This window comes from Rhodococcus sp. IEGM1428, assembly GCF_050321865.1.
In the GTDB taxonomy this organism is placed as follows: domain Bacteria; phylum Actinomycetota; class Actinomycetes; order Mycobacteriales; family Mycobacteriaceae; genus Rhodococcoides.
In genome coordinates this window covers 1,090,496-1,106,199 of sequence record NZ_JBNQFW010000002.1, presented here as the reverse complement: position 1 = coordinate 1,106,199, position 15,704 = coordinate 1,090,496, and the positions used below count along the sequence as shown (strand labels likewise).

Here is a 15,704-nt window from a genome sequence, read left to right as displayed (position 1 = left end):
TGACCTCATCACTGTCGAATCCTCGCCGAGGCCACGTGGTAGTCCATCACAGCCCACCTGTGCACGCTTGGTAACCAGGCGCTCCGTGCTAACGGGCGGCGACGTCGACGCAAGTCGGCATCGCCGCCCTTTTACGTGCTCACTACTGCGCAGCCTCGGCAATCGAAGTCGCTTCTGCCGCACCGGCTTCGAAAGCTCCACAGCACAGAATCACCCAACTGCCGACGCCCGTCGCGGTGCCCTCGGCAAATCCCGATGCGCCGTCTCGGTACGCGTTCGCTCGACGCATCCAGCTGACCTCGGGAACGCCGAGATTGTGTGGATCGAATCCCGACGATGCTGCCACCAGTCTCGATGCAGCACGCGCAACGATGCCGTCGGCAGATCCGAAAGCTTTGAGCGTCAACAACTCACCGTGCACCACCGCCGCGATCACCGGGGCGGGTGCAGAGGTGCCACCGGTCACCAGCTGAGCGAGCAGATCGAGTCGCTCGCCGACTCCCGCATCGCCGCGAGGGCGACCGAGGGCGGAGGCGTCGTCGACGAGGTCGGCCGCGGCCAACAAGTGCAGACGAGCAAGGGTCTGCAACGGGGCGCGCTTCCAGGTCGACAGTGTGTTCTGCAGAGCGTCACCGTCCAGGGCGGCGGCGACGCGGAGTGCGCCGGCAAGGATGGGGTCGCCTTCTTCACCGTCGCGGGGAAAATCCATCGAACCACCCTCGAGCGAGGACGACGACCGAGCTGCACGCACAGCAGCCTCGGCCGCGTTGGCCGGCCAGCCGCGACGGTTGGTCTTGTGTCGATGCACCGCGCCCAGAGCGTCACGCGCGCGTTCGGCGGAGTCGACAACTCCGGGCAGTTCCAACAGCGGGGCGAGGGGGTCCGTCACGACAGACGACGGTACCCCCTCCCCTCACCCTACTTTGCCCCTGCCGCCAACAGCTCGGCGCGGGCCTGGCGACGCTTGGCCTGTTCGGCCGGGTCCGGCACCGGGACGGCCGCGAGCAACCGCTTGGTGTACTCGTTGGTCGGACGACGCAGGATCTGGTCCGTCGTACCGAATTCGGCCAACTTGCCCTTGTTCAACACCGCGATGCGCTTGGCCAGCACCTCCACCACAGCGAGGTCGTGACTGATGAACAAGCACGCGAAACCGTACTCACGCTGCAGTTCCTTGAACAGCTCGAGCACCTTCGCCTGCACCGACACATCCAACGCGGATGTCGGTTCGTCGGCCACCAGCAGCGTCGGCTCCAGGGCCAGCGCCCGCGCGATACCGACTCGTTGGCGCTGCCCACCGGACAGCTGGTGGGGGTACCGGTTGCGCATGGTTCGCGACAGGTGCACCTGGTCGAGGAGTTCCTCGACCTTCTTGTTCCGCTCGGACGCACCGAGTTCGGTGTGCAGCAGCATCGGCTCGGCAATCGACTGGCCGATGGGCCAGCGCGGGTTCAGCGACGAACCCGGATCCTGGAACACGATGCCGACCTTGCTGCGCACAGCGCGCAGTTCGCGGTTCGACATGTTGGTGATGTCGACGCCGGCAATGGACAACGAGCCGCCGGTGAGCTTGTTCAGGCCCACCACGGCCTTGCCGATCGTGGACTTACCCGAACCGGACTCGCCGACGAGACCGACCACCTCGCCCATCTCGATATCGAGACTGACCCCGTCGACAGCCCGGAAGACCGTGCGGCCCGGGTAGTCGATGACGCCGTCGACGATGCTCAGTGCGCGGGTGTCCTCGACGGCGCTCGGCTCGGCGATGGTCCCCGCGGCCACCGACTCGATGCTGCTGCCGAGGTGCGGAACCGAGGCCAGCAACTGCTGTGTGTACGGATGCGACGCGTTCTTGAAAATTGTTCGTGCAGCATCGGTCTCGACGATGACGCCGTCTTTCATCACCGCGATGCGGTCGGCCATGTCGGCCACCACACCCATGTCGTGGGTGATCAGCACGATCGACGCGTCGATTCGGTTCCGCAGGTCGCGCATCAGGTCGAGGATCTCGGCCTGCACCGTGACGTCCAATGCGGTGGTCGGCTCGTCCGCGATCAGCAGCGACGGATCCGAGGACAGCGCCTGGGCGATCATGGCGCGCTGACGCTGCCCACCGGAGAGCTGGTGCGGGTAGTAGTCCACCCGAGTCTCCGGATCAGGCATCTCGACGAGCTTCAGCAGCTCGACGGCCCGCGCCTTCGCTTCCTTCTTCGACAGCGAGGTGTGCGCGCGGATGGCCTCGGTGATCTGCCAGCCGATCGAGTACACCGGGTTGAGCGCCGTCATGGGCTCCTGGAAGATGACCGCCACGTTCTTGCCGCGGATCGGGGCCAGCTGCTTCTCCGGCAGCCCGACCAATTCTTTGTCGCCGAGCACGATACTGCCCGAGACGCGCGAATTGTCTGCCAGCAGACCGGGAATGGCCATGGCAGTCGTCGACTTACCGGATCCGGACTCACCGACGATGGCCAGTACTTCACCGGCCGCGACGGTGAACGAGACGGAATCGGCGGCCTTGCGCCATACCTTCTCGACCTCGAACTCGACCGTCAGATCGGTGACGGTCAGGACCGTGTCCTTCTGGATACTCATGTCAGTTCCGTTTCGGATCGAGTGCGTCACGGAGTGCGTCGCCGAGCATGATGAACGCGAGCACCGTGACGGAGAGGAACGCGGCCGGGAACAGCACCAGGTACGGTGCCGTCAGGAACACGTTCTGACCGAGGTTGATCTGCAGGCCCCACGAGATCTCGGGAGCTTGCAGTCCGATTCCGAGGAACGTCAGTGTCGCCTCGGCCGCGATGAACGTACCCACCGAGATGGTGGCGTAGATGATCACCGGCGCAAGGGCATTGGGCAGAATGTGCCGCACCAGAATCCGGTACGTGGATGCGCCCAATGCCTGAGCAGCCTGGACGTACTCGCTGTTCTTGATCGCGATGACACTCGATCGGACCAGTCGCATCGCCGTCATCCAGCCGAACACGATCAGCGCGAGCGAGACGGTGAAGATCGTGCGCTGCGCGGTCACCGTCAACAGAATGAGAGCACCGAGCAGCAGCGGGATTCCGAAGAACACATCGGTGAACCGAGCCAGGATGCTGTCGATGAAACCACCGAAATAGCCTGCGAGAGCACCGATCAGCACACCGATGATGAGCACGCCGATAACCGACAGCACGCCGATCGACAGCGAGATCCGCGCACCGTAGATGACGTTGGCGTAGTAGTCGCACCCCTGAATGTCGGTGCCGAACCAGTGCTCGGCGCTGGGGGTCTGGCGCGAGTTGGACAGCGAGCACACCCGTGGGTCGATCCCCCGAGCGAACAGTTGCGGGAACACCGCCATCACCAGGAGCACAGCGAGCAGGAACGACCCGATGATGAAGAAGGGGCTCTTGCGCAAGAACTTCCACGCGTTGCCCCACAGGCTGGCCTGGCCGACCAGATCCACGGCCTCGCCGGTGATGACGTTGCCCGGCTGGCCCTCGTCCGCGGCGTGGTGAGCTGCGTTCGTATCTTCCTTATTCATAGCGAATCCTTGGATCGAGAACCGCGTAGAGAACGTCCACCACGAGGTTGAAGAAGATGTAGAAGAACACGAAGAGCGTCACGATGCCGACGACGACGGCACCTTCCTGACGCGCCAGTGCGTCGTAGATAGCGCGGCCGAGACCCGGCAGGTTGAACACCGTTTCCGTCACGATCGCACCGCCCAGCAGACCGCCGACGTCGGCACCGATGAAGGTGACGACGGGAATCAGCGAATTACGGAGCGCATGGCGAACGATGATGCGGCGGTTGCTGATTCCCTTGGATTTTGCGGTGCGGATGTAATCCGCCGCCATCGACTCCGCCACGGACGTACGAGTCAATCGGGCGACGTAGGCCATCGACAGCGACGCGAGCACCAGGCCGGGGAGCAGGTAGCTCGACCACCCGTTGTTGATACCGGAGATCGGGAAGACACCCAGTTTCACCCCCAGCGTGAACTGCGCGATGAAGCCGAGCACGAAGACCGGGACGGAGACCAGCAACGTCGTCGAAATGAGCACGAGGTTGTCGAAGAACGACCCCTTCTTCAGGGCCGACAGGACACCGGCTGCAATGCCCATGACCGTCTCGAAGACCACGGCGACGATCGTCAGCTTGATGGTGACGGGCAGGGCCCGCTCGATGGTGTCGAGCACGGGGCGGCCGGAAAAGTCGGTGCCGAAGTTGCCCTGGAAGAATCCGGCGATGTACTTGAAGTACTGGACGAACAGGTTGTCGTCGAGGTTGTACTCGTCTCGCAGCTGCGCGACGACGGCAGGGGCGAGCGGGCGATCTCCGGCAAGGGCGCGGATGGGATCACCGGGCAATGCGTACACCATGGCGAAGATGAGAAAAGAGGAGCCGATCAGGACGGGAATCGTCAACAGCAATCGGCGGGATATGTAGCGACCCACTGTGGTTTCTCCTTGGATGCGGCGATCCTGCGAATCGGGTCTCGCTCACGCAGGTCTTCGGCGGGCGTGAAGCCCACCGCCGAAACGAACCGATGGGTGGCAACGGAGTCACATCCGTTGCCACCCACCGGCGTCCGTTATTAGCTGACTACGACGTCCTCGAGGACGATGTCGCCGGTGTTGTCGATCTTGACGTCGGAGACGCGATCGGACCACACTGCCTGATTCAGGCCGTAGAACAGCGGGGTAGCGGGCATCTGCTGGAACAGAATGTCCTCTGCCTTCTGGTAGTCCGCCGTCGCAGCTTCGATGTCCTCGGCGTTGTTGCCCTCTGCCAATGCGGCATCGAATGCCGGGTCACTGAAGAAGGTGGCGTTGCTACCGGCCGGCGGCAGTGCCGCAGACGAGTACAGCGGGGACAGGAAGTTGTAGATCGACGGGTAGTCCATGATCCAGCTCGAGCGGAACGGGCCGGTCATACCCTTGGCGTCCTGCAGGGGCAGGTACTGAGCGAACTGCAGATCGCCGCGCAGTGCGTAGTCGACGCCCAGGTTTTCGCGAATCTGGTTGCCCACGGCCGTCATCCACGAGTCGTGGCCTGCACCGGCGTTGAACCACAGGTCGACCGGCTGGCTGCGGTCGAAGCCGGCCTCGTCGAGCAGGCGGTTGGCCTCGTCGGCGTTGAGCTCACAGGTGGCACCACACGCGTCCGCGCGGTAGCCCTCGACCACGGGAGAGGCGAAGGAGTCTGCGGGGGTGCGGGTGTCGGTGAAGATCGCCGTCGCGATGGCCTGGCGATCGATGGCCATCGAGAATGCCTTGCGCACGTTCGGGTTCTGGAACCGCGGGTCGTACGTCGGGAAGCCGAGCGAGGTGATGTCGGGACGAGCGCGATCGGCGTAACGATCACCGAACTGATCACGCGCAGTGGCCCAGGCATCCTCGGGCAGATCGAGCATGATGTCGAGTCCACCGCCCTGGATATCGTTGTAGCCGGTGTTCAGCTCCGTGTAGACCTTGAAGTTGACGCCTGCGGACTTGGCCGCGTTGTCGCCTGCGTAGTCGTCGTACTTGGTGACGGTGAAGCCCTGTCCGGGGACGAAATCCGAGTCGGCCTTGAACGGGCCGTTACCGATCGGGCGCGCACCGAATGCCGTCGGGTCGGCGTAGAACGCCTCCGGCAAAGGATCGAACGCGGTGTAGCCGAGCGTCAACGGGAAGATAGCGAACGGTCCGTTGAGCTTGACGGTGAAGGTCGTGTCGTCGACGACGTTCAATCCGCTCAGTTCGGTCGCGGCGGGCGCGGCGGTGTCGCTGCCCTGCAGATCTGCGTAGCCTTCGATGTTCTCGAAGAAGTAGGAGGCACCGAAAGCGTTGGTGCTCAATGCGTTGTAGCTCCACGCCTTGGTGAAGGACTCCGAGGTGACGGGAGTGCCGTCGTGGAAGGTCCAGCCGTCCTTGAGCTTGACGGTCCAGGTGACGTTGTCCTCGGACTCGACGGACTCGGCGACGCCGTTGTACTCGACACTGTTGTCTTCGTCGTTGAACGTGACCAGCGGAGTGAACAGTGCCTTGAGGACCTGGCTGCCCTCGCTCTCGGTGGTGTTGCCGGGAACCAGCGGATTCTCGGGCTCGCCGATGTAGATGCTGTAGATCCCGTCGGCGCTGCCGCCGGAGCTCGAGCCACCACCGCCACAGGCGGCGAGCAGGCTCGCACTCATCAGCACAGCCGTGGTGACTACCGCGGCACGTTTGATACGCAAGGAAATCCTCCATCCAGATGTGAACACGGGGTCATCCGTGCTCAGTTCCTCGGGCGCGACGCCCGGGGGTTTCGTGGGCGACCGCATGGCACGGCATGTGAGCCGTTCCAACGATCTGATGGGATGGACTTTAGACACATCCTGAAACGAACATGTGAACTCCCCCAGATTTTGCTGACCCGCGAGTAAGTCGGAAACATGATCGAAACGTTTGAGCAAGTCGATTTCCCACAGTGCGGACTCCAGCCTTGCCGAGCCGACTCCCCGAGCGCCCTGATGACCGCCCATCGTGCAGAAACTACCGATCACCGCAGATCAGGGGGTTGCAGGCGATTGCAACGGTGCGATCGCCATCACATGTGACTACCCTCACTAGGGGCTCGAGACCGGCTGTTGAGTGCCGTTTCATGGGCTAAAAGCATCGGACGAAAGAGAGCTATTCGAGATGACGACCAGTACCTCCGGAACCGACGAGACCGCGGTTGCTTCCTACGCACCCTCGGCCGAGTTCACGGCTCAGGCGAACGCTCAGGCGGATCTCTACGCCGCCGCGGAGAAGGATCGACTCGGGTTCTGGGCCGAGCAGGCCCGCCGACTCCACTGGCACACCCCGTTCACCGAGGTGCTCGACTGGTCCGACGCCCCAGTCGCCAAGTGGTTCGCCGACGGCGAGCTCAACGTCGCCTACAACTGCGTCGACCGCCATGTCCTCGACGGCCACGGAGACCAGGTCGCCATCCACTGGGAAGGCGAACCCGGCGACAGCCGCGACGTCACCTACACCGACCTGCTCGCCGAGGTCAGCCAAGCCGCCAACACCCTGACCGAACTCGGTCTCGTCTCCGGTGACCGTGTCGCGATCTACATGCCCATTATCCCCGAGGCCATCGTCTCGATGCTCGCCTGCGCACGCCTGGGCCTGACGCACTCGGTCGTCTTCGCCGGCTTCTCGGCCACCGCGCTGCGCTCACGCATCGACGACGCCGAAGCCAAACTCGTCATCACCACCGACGGACAATGGCGACGCGGCAAACCCGCACCCATCAAGGACACCGTCGACGAAGCAGTCGACGGGGCGGCATCGATCGAGCATGTTCTGGTCGTCAAGCGCACCGACTCCGACGTCGCCTGGACCGACGGACGTGACCTGTGGTGGCACGAGACCGTCGCGAAGGCGTCGACAGAGCACGACGCACAGCCGTTCCCGGCCGAGCACCCCCTGTTCATCCTCTACACCTCCGGTACGACGGGTAAGCCCAAGGGCATCATCCACACCTCCGGCGGCTACCTCACGCAGACCTCGTACACCCACCACAACGTCTTCGACCACAAGGCCGGCAAGGACGTCTATTGGTGCACCGCCGACATCGGCTGGGTCACCGGACATTCGTACATCGTCTACGGCCCGCTCTCGAACCGCGCCACCCAGGTCGTCTACGAGGGCACCCCCAATTCGCCCGACGAGCACCGGCATTGGAACGTCATCGAGAAGTACAAGGTCTCGATCTACTACACCTCCCCCACCCTCGTACGCACGTTCATGAAGTGGGGCAAGGAGATTCCCGAAGCCCACGACCTGAGCTCGATCCGCCTGCTCGGCTCCGTCGGCGAACCCATCAACCCCGAGGCGTGGCGCTGGTTCCGCGACGTCGTCGGCGGCGGCACCGCGCCGATCGTCGACACCTGGTGGCAGACCGAGACCGGCGCGATCATGATCTCGCCACTGCCCGGCGTCACCGCCACCAAACCCGGCTCTGCAATGACCCCACTACCCGGCATCTCCGCCAAGATCGTCGACGACGACGCCAAGCCACTGGGCAACGGCGGCAACGGCTACCTCGTCCTCGACGAGCCGTGGCCGGCGATGCTGCGCGGCATCTGGGGCGACATGGACCGCTACAAGGACACCTACTGGTCGCGCTACGCCGAAGAAGGCTGGTACTTCGCCGGTGACGGCGCCAAGTACGACGACGACGGTGCGCTGTGGGTCCTCGGGCGCGTCGACGACGTCATGAACGTCTCCGGCCACCGCATCTCCACCTCCGAGGTGGAATCGGCACTGGTCACCCACCACAGTGTCGCCGAAGCCGCCGTCGTCGGAGCCGCCGACGACACCACCGGACAGGGCATCGTCGCATTCGTCATCCTGCGGGCCGGCGAGGAGAACACCGGCGACGCGTTGATCGCCGAACTCAAAGCGCAGGTCTCCAAGGAGATTTCACCGATCGCCCGGCCGCGCGAGATCTCCATCGTCCCCGAGCTGCCGAAGACCCGCTCCGGCAAGATCATGCGCCGCCTCCTCCGCGATGTCGCCGAAGGCCGCGAACTCGGCGACGTCTCCACCCTCGTCGACCCGAAGGTGTTCGAGGCAATCAAAAAGGGCCGGTAAGCGCTTCGCGCATGTGCGCGGAAACTCGTAGTGGGCTACGAGGTTCGGAGTGGAGCCTGCGGAACGACCGCAGGCTCCGCGTGCACATGCGGCGCATCCGCTCGAGCACTCAGATCGAACACCGTGTAATCACCGACTGTCCTCGGCGCGAAGGTCGCGGCCACCCAGTCACCGATCGCCGACGGCCTGGTCTTGCCCGTTCCCGCGATGAAGTAGTGGATCTTTCCCGCGGCCACGTCGGCCTCGAATTGGTCGAGTGTGGGCGACGGGTCGGTTCCGGAGAATCCGCCCACCGGCATCACCGGGTCGTCGGTCGCGAGCTGTAGAACCGCGGCGGCATTGGATCCGATCGTCGCGGCCGCCCAGGTGTACTTCTGCGGATCGGCCTCGAGGAGTGCGGTCAGCTCCGGGTCGGGAGCCGATGGAGAGCCGAATTGCGTTGCCCGCTCGGCATCTTCACCCCCTAGACCACTTCGATTCGCGGCCTGGTCGGACGCAACCGCAGGCCCGGCCGACGGGCCACCTCCCGTGTGCGGAGTGACCACGGTATCGGCGACGTATGCGACGGGGCCGGCAAGAGCGACCGCAATTGCCATCGCCCCCAATGCAATCGATATCGATCGGGACCGACGGAACACCAGGGCCACTGCGACGAAAACCCCGACTCCCAGCACCACCCATCGCAGCCACGGCAGAAATTCGGGAGTGCGGGCGAGAAAGACGAACGCGGTAGCCGTCGTGATCGCCGAAACCAGCACCAGAACCGAACGCCACGAGGCCTTTTCGCGCCTCACCCACAGCTCGCGGACAGCCGCTCCGACGATGGCGGCGATCGCCGGAGCGACGACGATCGTGTAGTAGGGGTGGAAGGTGCCCGACATGAAGCTGAACACCACCGAGCACCCGACGAGCCACAGCCCCCACATCACGAACCAGGCACGCTGAAAGTCCCGCCGAGGGGCTTTGCCGCGCAACATGATTCCCGCGATCACGAGTACCAGCGCGGCCGGAATCAACCACGAGATCTGGCCACCCTGGGCGGTCGCGAACATCCGGGTGATGCCCGTCTGCGGTCCGTGCCCGGCCGGACCGAAACCGCCTGCCTGCGCTGCATCACCGGCAGACGATCCGGCGGTGCCCCCGTGTTCGTTACCGGTCAACCTACCCAAGCCGTTGTAGCCAAATGTCAGATCCAGAATGCTGTCGGTCTTCGATCCACCGACCCACGGCCGGTCCGCTGCAGGCACCAGTTGCACGATCGCCACCCACCATCCCGCGGAGACGAGCACGGCGGCACCGGCGGCCAGCAACTGTAGGAGTCGGGTTCCGAGCTTGGGCGGACCGAACGCGGCGTAGGCCACGGCAAGAGCCGGAACGACGAGGAACGCCTGCAGCTGTTTGGTCAGGAATCCGAGACCCATGACAGCGCCGGTCAGCACCAGCCAGCGTGTGCGTCCGTCTTCGAGAGCTCGCAGCATCGCCCACGCTGCCCCCAACAGGGTGAGGGTGAGCAAGGCGTCGGGATTGTCGTAGCGGAACATCAGCGCGAAGGTCGGCGTGGTGGCCAAGACCGTGCCTGCAATCAGCGCTGCCCCGTATCCGAATCGACGGGCGACGATCGCGTACATGATTCCCACGCTCAGCACGGCCATCAGGACCTGCGGCAACAACAGCGACCACGAGTTGAGGCCGAAGATTCGTACCGAGAGCTCCATGATCCACAGCGATGCCGGTGGTTTGTCCACCGTGATGGAGTTCGCGGCGTCGGACGAACCGAACAGGAACGCCTTCCAACTGATCGAGCCGGCCTGAACTGCCGCCGCATAGAAGGAGTTACCCCAGTGCTCGCGGTTCAGATCGAGGGCGTAGGCCCCTGCTGTTCCGACGAGAAGGGCGGCAAGAGTGGGCATCGCCCAACGCGGTCGACTCACGTCGCGCTCGAAAGCGGTGGTCACAGAAAGGATGGTCACAAGCGATCACTGTTGCCCTCGACCCTGAGGGTCCGCTGCCGACTTCCTGGCAATCACCTGTCTATGTCCAGCGATCACCGAAACGAGCTACGCAGGTGAGCGGAAACTCGACCCCTGCTACGAGTTTCCGCTCACGTGCGGCGCAGCCGCTCAGACGCTGTCGAGCGACTGGTCTCGTGTTTCCTTCATGATGATCAGCGAGATCAGTGTCAGTGCTGCAGCGATGGCCAGGTAGACGCCGACCCAGCCGACGCCGTAGCTGCTCACCAGCCAGGTGGCGATGAACGGTGCCACTGCGGCACCGAGGATCGACGCGGTGTTGTACGAGATTCCCGAGCCGGTGTAGCGCACGTTGGTCGGAAACAGTTCGGGCAGAACGGCACTCATGGGTCCGAACGTCAGGCCCATCAGTCCGAGGCCGACGCACATGAACACCAGCATCTTGCCTGCCGACGCGGACGACGGGTCGGCGAACCAATGGAACGACAGACCGAACAGCACGATCGCCGCGGTGATGACGATGAGCGTCGGACGTCGGCCGTACTTGTCGGCGAGCAGCCCGGCGACCGGGATCAGGGCCGCGAAGAACAGCACCGCGATGAGCTGGAGCTCCAGGAAGTCCGTGTACGGGATGGCCAGCTTGGGACCGTTGACGTCGGCCACCTTGCCCGTTCCGTAGCTGACCACCCACGTGGTCATGATGTAGAAGAGCGTGTAGGTGGCGAGCATGACGAAGGTGCCGATGATCAGCTGACGCCAGCTGGTCTTGAACACCTGAGCCAACGGGGTCTTGACCTTCTGGCCGCGCTCGACGGCCAGTTTGAACACCGGCGTCTCCTCCAGCTTGAGTCGTACATACAGCCCGATGATCACCATGATCGCGCTGAGCAGGAACGGGATACGCCAGCCCCACGTGAGGAACGCGTGGTCGGTGCCGGAGTTCGCGGAGTCGTAGCCGGTCGCGATGACGATGAGCAAGAAGATGCCGTTGGCGAAGAAGAAGCCGATCGGCGCACCCAACTGCGGGTACATCGCGGCCCAGGCTCGCTTGCCCGGCTTGGCGGTTTCGGTGGCCAGCAACGCCGCACCACTCCACTCACCGCCGAGGCCGACGCCCTGGGTGAAGCGCATGATCGCCAGCAGAGCCGGTGCCCACAGACCCACCGCGGCGTACGTCGGCAGCAGTCCGATCGCGAACGTCGCGACACCCATCGTGAGCAGGGACCCGACGAGGGTTGCCTTGCGTCCGATGCGATCGCCGAAGTGGCCGAACAGAATCGAGCCGATGGGTCGCGCCACGAACGCCAAACCGAATGTTGCGAACGACGCGAGCAGCGCGGTCGTGTCGTTGCCCGCAGGGAAGAACAGGCGGGGGAAGACGAGCACGGCAGCGGTGGCATAGATGTAGAAGTCGAAGAACTCGATCGACGTGCCGACCATCGAGGCGATCACGATGCGCGACCGAGGCACCTGAGGTGCGGGAATTGCGCCGTCGTCCGTGACGGCGTGTGGTGAACTCACGAATTGCTCCTGAAGAGGGAAGTTCCCTGGAAATTACCTGATGAACACCTGAGAATTTCACGCCCCCCCGGTCTGTTCGTCGCCGATTGGTGCAACATTTCCGTGTTTGTCTCGACGGGCGGGGAGGTAACCATCGGCGGGCCGAGCATCGCTCGGCTGCCGCGTAGCGGTTAACCTGCTACCTAGGCACTACTGTCGATACGATCTTCCGCAACACCGAGCAGAGCGATTACAAGGGGTCGAGAGTTGAGCGTCAGCAATGACAAGGGATACGGAAACGGCGTCCCGAATACGATTTCGTCGATACCTCTGACCGATGTCGATGTCCGCACCCCTGGTAGCGCCAGCATCGGAAATCTCGTCAAGGACGCCACCACCCAGGTCTCGACGCTAGTGCGCGCCGAAGTCGCTCTCGCCAAGGCCGAGGTCACCGGCGAGGTCAAGAAGGGTCTGCAGGGCAGCGTCTTCTTCATCATCGCGCTGACGGTGCTGCTGTTCAGCTCGTTTTTCTTCTTCTTCTTCGCTGCCGAACTGCTCGACGTGTGGCTCTACCGCTGGGCGGCCTTCCTCATCGTGTTCGCCGTCATGGTGTTGGCCGCGGCGCTGTTCGGATTCCTGGGCTATCGCAGAGTCAAGAAGCTGCGCAAGCCCGAGAAGACCATCGACTCGCTCAAGCAGGCGTCGACGGTACTGCCGAACCAGCACGATTCCATCCCCGGAATTCCCGGCTACAAGAAGTAGTCGACGCCCGGCGAGTCGAGCAGTATGAATCAACCCGATCCGTCCACGGTCCGCTATCCGGGACAGTGGATCCATCGTGATATCCACGCCAACGGAATCCGGTTCCACATCGTCGAAGTCGGCGAACACGAACCGAACGCGCCGCTGGTGGTCCTACTGCACGGCTTCGCCGATTTCTGGTACTCGTGGCGACACCAACTCGATGCACTCGCTCGGTCCGGTGTGCGCGCCGTCGCCGTCGACCTGCGTGGGTACGGCGACTCCGACAAACCCCCACGCGGATACGACGGGTGGACCCTCGCCGGCGACATCGTCGGCCTGATTCGAGCCCTCGGCTACCCGAACGCCACGTTCGTCGGCCACGCCGACGGCGGACTGGTCTGCTGGGCCAGCTCGGCTCTGCATCCACGTCTGGTGCGCTCTATGGTGCTGATCAACGCCCCACACCCCATCTCCCTGCGCCGCGCCGTGTTGAAGGACTCCGCACAACGCGCGGCTCTGCTGCCGCACTTCGTTCGCTACCAGGTTCCGCTGCGGCCCGAGAGGCGGCTGACGCGTCGAGGCGGCGGCGCGGTGGAAGAACTGATGCGTAGCCGAGCCGGGTCCGCGTGGAAGAGCACCGAGGATTTTGCAGACACCGCCGCCAAGATGAGCTCTGCCATCCGCATTCCCGGTGCCGCACATTGTGCGCTCGAATATCAGCGCTGGGCGTTCCGCAGCCAGTTCCGCTCCGACGGCCGGCGCTTCATGGATGCCGTCGACGTGCGCACCTCGATTCCCGTCGCGCAGATCATCGGCGACCTCGATCCGTACGTGCTGCCCACCACCCTCGATCGGGATCGGCACTGGGCCCCGGGCCTGACGCGTCGAACAGTGCGGGACGTGGGGCACTACGTGCACCAGGAAGCACCGGACGTGGTGTCCGAGGAGATCCTGCGCATCGTGCGCGAGGACTAGCCGACCGGGCTGGACGACTGGGTCAGACGATGCAGTCGCCGGTACCCACGCTGACCGGCGCATCGAAGCTCCGCGCCAGCTCGTCCGCGATCTCCGACGCGGTCAGCACGAATCCGGTGTCGGGGTCGTCGACAGCGGCACCGAACACGACACCGAGAACCTCACCGGACGAGTTGACCAGCGGTCCACCGGAATTGCCCTGTCGCACCGATCCGCGCACCGTGTAGACCTCGCGTTGGACGGTTCCGGTGCGGTAGATGTCGGGGCCGCTGAGGTTGATGATCTCGCGGATCCGGGCCGGGCTCGCCGTGTAGGGACCGCCGCCGGGGTAACCGAGCACGATGGCGTCGGATCCGGATTCGGCCGGCGTCGGCGCGAAGTTCAGCACCGGTGCCTGCAGCTCCGAAACACGAAGCACGGCAACGTCTTCTTCGGGGTCGAACAGTACGACGTCGGCGTCGAGCGGGCCGTTGGGAGAATCGACGGTCACCTCGGACGTACCTGCCACAACGTGCGCGTTGGTCATCACCAGGTCGGACCCGACGACGAAGCCGGAGCCCTCCAGGGCTTTCTGGCAGCTCGGGGCGATGCCGTTGATCTTGATGACGCTCGACTGCAGCGCCACCGGAATCGGACCCGCGGCGATGCCGGAATCCGGAGCCGCGACGTCGGCAACCGGCGTGCGACCGAACGGTCCGATGACGTCCGGCAACCCGGAGGTGTCGAGCAGCGCAGAGAATTCCTTGGGCACCTGACGCAACCAGTCGGGTGCCACCTCGTCGACCTTGCCCAGGACCGTCGAGCCACGCACCGCACTGGCGACCTCGGGCTGCGACGATGACGTCAGCGGAATGGCGAGCAGCCACGCCGCAGCGAGAACGGCCGCGGCCTGCAAACCGGCCCCGATTGTGCTGTCGACGGATCTGGCTGCGCGCGAATGTATTCCGCTGCGCAACGCGCGACCCAGAACCATGCCGGCTACCTCGCCGACGATCACCAACACCACGATCAACGCGATGCCGACGAAGACCCGCATTCGCGAACCGTCGACGTGCTCGAGCACGTGCGGTGCCACCAGAATGCCGGCAACGGCACCGAGCACGACGCCGAGAAACGCCAGCGCCGACGCCACCGCACCCTGCCGCCATCCCGATGTTGCCGCCAACAATGCGATGGCGACCACCGCGATATCGACCCACCCTGAACCCGTCACCGATCGAGCCTCGCTCCTACCGCAGTCAAGCTGGCCTCCAGATCGCGTATGTCCCCCGTGTCCCACTCGGACTCCCAGCCCGACACAGCGAGCAGGCCCGCCAGAATACCGCCCGTGAATCCCCAGACCAGCATTCCCTGTACCGAGAAGGCCGGGCCCTGGTAGCCGGCGGGATGGCGCACCTGGAATCTGTTGTCCGGATCGAGCAACTCTCGCAACGGAACTCGCACCACCCGCTCGGTTTCGCCCGCGTCGACCACCCGAACCGGGCTCGGGGTCTGCCAGTACGAGAGCACCGGAACCACATCGAAGCGTGACGGCGGCACGTAGATCCCGGGCATCGTCGCCAGCGGGACGACGCCGGCGGGGTCGAGCCCGGTTTCCTCCTGCGCCTCCCGCAGCGCCGTTCCGATGGGACCGTCGTCGCCGGGATCGGTGGCACCACCGGGGAAGGCGATCTGACCGCTGTGATCACGCAGAGTCGACGCGCGCTGGGTCAGCAGTACGTCGGCGTCGGCGGGGAGCCCACCGGGAGCGGTCGGATCAGCGGCGGCCGGCCCGCCGAACAGCACCAACACCGCCGCGGAACGGGTTCGGTCCTCCGGCTTCGCGTGCCGCTGCAGCACCGGGTTGATGCCGGTGGTGTCGGTCAGTCCGTTCGCGCTGCCGGCGACGTCGAGCATGCGCCCGAGCCACTCGGGT

The 15,704-nt window shown here is 64.6% G+C and carries 12 protein-coding genes; 3 read left to right on the top strand and 9 right to left on the bottom strand.

The genetic code is table 11. The annotated features are described in order from the left end of the window. Nucleotides 1–142: 142 nt before the first annotated feature. The 5 genes from ACQR3T_RS13830 to ACQR3T_RS13810 all read right to left on the bottom strand — a co-directional run bounded on the left by ACQR3T_RS13830 (nt 143) and on the right by ACQR3T_RS13810 (nt 6,211). Nucleotides 143–889: an oxidoreductase gene (locus ACQR3T_RS13830; RefSeq protein WP_094617950.1), complete on the bottom strand. Its 747-nt coding sequence runs from the start codon at nt 887–889 to the stop codon at nt 143–145. Nucleotides 890–918: 29 nt separating this feature from the next. Next, nucleotides 919–2,592: an ABC transporter ATP-binding protein gene (locus ACQR3T_RS13825; RefSeq protein ID WP_032380043.1), complete on the bottom strand. Its 1,674-nt coding sequence runs from the start codon at nt 2,590–2,592 to the stop codon at nt 919–921. Nucleotide 2,593: 1 nt separating this feature from the next. Beyond that, nucleotides 2,594–3,532 carry an ABC transporter permease gene (locus ACQR3T_RS13820; protein WP_094617952.1) on the bottom strand — a complete coding sequence of 313 codons (939 nt, stop codon included), beginning with the start codon at nt 3,530–3,532 and terminating at the stop codon, nt 2,594–2,596. Continuing rightward, a complete protein-coding gene (locus ACQR3T_RS13815) occupies nt 3,525–4,448 on the bottom strand; it encodes an ABC transporter permease (RefSeq protein WP_032380042.1) in 924 nt (307 codons plus the stop codon). Before ACQR3T_RS13815 ends, ACQR3T_RS13820 begins: the two co-directional genes overlap by 8 nt. Before the next feature lie 140 nt (nt 4,449–4,588). Beyond that, a complete protein-coding gene (locus ACQR3T_RS13810; protein WP_032380685.1) occupies nt 4,589–6,211 on the bottom strand; it encodes a peptide ABC transporter substrate-binding protein in 1,623 nt (540 codons plus the stop codon). Between the two features lie 445 nt (nt 6,212–6,656). On the opposite strand from ACQR3T_RS13810, the gene acs reads away from it, so the two are divergent. Continuing rightward, nucleotides 6,657–8,600, top strand: coding sequence for an acetate--CoA ligase (acs, locus tag ACQR3T_RS13805; protein ID WP_428693777.1), 1,944 nt, complete (start codon nt 6,657–6,659; stop codon nt 8,598–8,600). Between the two features lie 35 nt (nt 8,601–8,635). Here acs and ACQR3T_RS13800 read toward each other — a convergent pair whose 3' ends face one another. Together ACQR3T_RS13800 and ACQR3T_RS13795 are read right to left on the bottom strand one after the other, a co-directional pair. Continuing rightward, nucleotides 8,636–10,570, bottom strand: coding sequence for a glycosyltransferase family 39 protein (locus ACQR3T_RS13800; protein WP_428693776.1), 1,935 nt, complete (start codon nt 10,568–10,570; stop codon nt 8,636–8,638). A 150-nt stretch (nt 10,571–10,720) separates the two neighbouring features. Beyond that, nucleotides 10,721–12,091 carry an MFS transporter gene (locus tag ACQR3T_RS13795; RefSeq protein WP_032380039.1) on the bottom strand — a complete coding sequence of 457 codons (1,371 nt, stop codon included), beginning with the start codon at nt 12,089–12,091 and terminating at the stop codon, nt 10,721–10,723. A gap of 246 nt (nt 12,092–12,337) precedes the next feature. Between ACQR3T_RS13795 and ACQR3T_RS13790 the strand changes: the two genes are divergently transcribed. Both ACQR3T_RS13790 and ACQR3T_RS13785 read left to right on the top strand, forming a co-directional pair. Then, nucleotides 12,338–12,832: a phage holin family protein gene (locus ACQR3T_RS13790; protein WP_428693775.1), complete on the top strand. Its 495-nt coding sequence runs from the start codon at nt 12,338–12,340 to the stop codon at nt 12,830–12,832. A 24-nt stretch (nt 12,833–12,856) separates the two neighbouring features. Further along, nucleotides 12,857–13,789, top strand: coding sequence for an alpha/beta fold hydrolase (locus tag ACQR3T_RS13785; RefSeq protein ID WP_428693774.1), 933 nt, complete (start codon nt 12,857–12,859; stop codon nt 13,787–13,789). 22 nt (nt 13,790–13,811) lie between these two features. On the opposite strand, the gene marP is transcribed toward ACQR3T_RS13785, so the two are convergent. Then, entirely contained in the window at nt 13,812–15,002 is a 1,191-nt protein-coding gene (gene marP / locus ACQR3T_RS13780) for an acid resistance serine protease MarP (RefSeq protein WP_032380036.1), read from the bottom strand. Further along, complete coding sequence (locus ACQR3T_RS13775) at nt 14,999–15,685, bottom strand: NUDIX hydrolase (protein ID WP_428693925.1); 687 nt, start codon at nt 15,683–15,685, stop codon at nt 14,999–15,001. Before ACQR3T_RS13775 ends, marP begins: the two co-directional genes overlap by 4 nt. Nucleotides 15,686–15,704 lie beyond the last annotated feature (19 nt).

What these genes read in the sequence shown, in the direction of transcription:
- ACQR3T_RS13825 (WP_032380043.1), bottom strand. Translation starts at nt 2,592, where the DNA reads ATGAGTATCCAGAAGGACACGGTCCTGACCGTCACCGATCTGACGGTC.
- ACQR3T_RS13820 (WP_094617952.1), bottom strand. Translation starts at nt 3,532, where the DNA reads ATGAATAAGGAAGATACGAACGCAGCTCACCACGCCGCGGACGAGGGC.
- acs (WP_428693777.1), top strand. Translation starts at nt 6,657, where the DNA reads ATGACGACCAGTACCTCCGGAACCGACGAGACCGCGGTTGCTTCCTAC.
- ACQR3T_RS13785 (WP_428693774.1), top strand. Translation starts at nt 12,857, where the DNA reads ATGAATCAACCCGATCCGTCCACGGTCCGCTATCCGGGACAGTGGATC.
- ACQR3T_RS13775 (WP_428693925.1), bottom strand. Translation starts at nt 15,685, where the DNA reads ATGCTCGACGTCGCCGGCAGCGCGAACGGACTGACCGACACCACCGGC.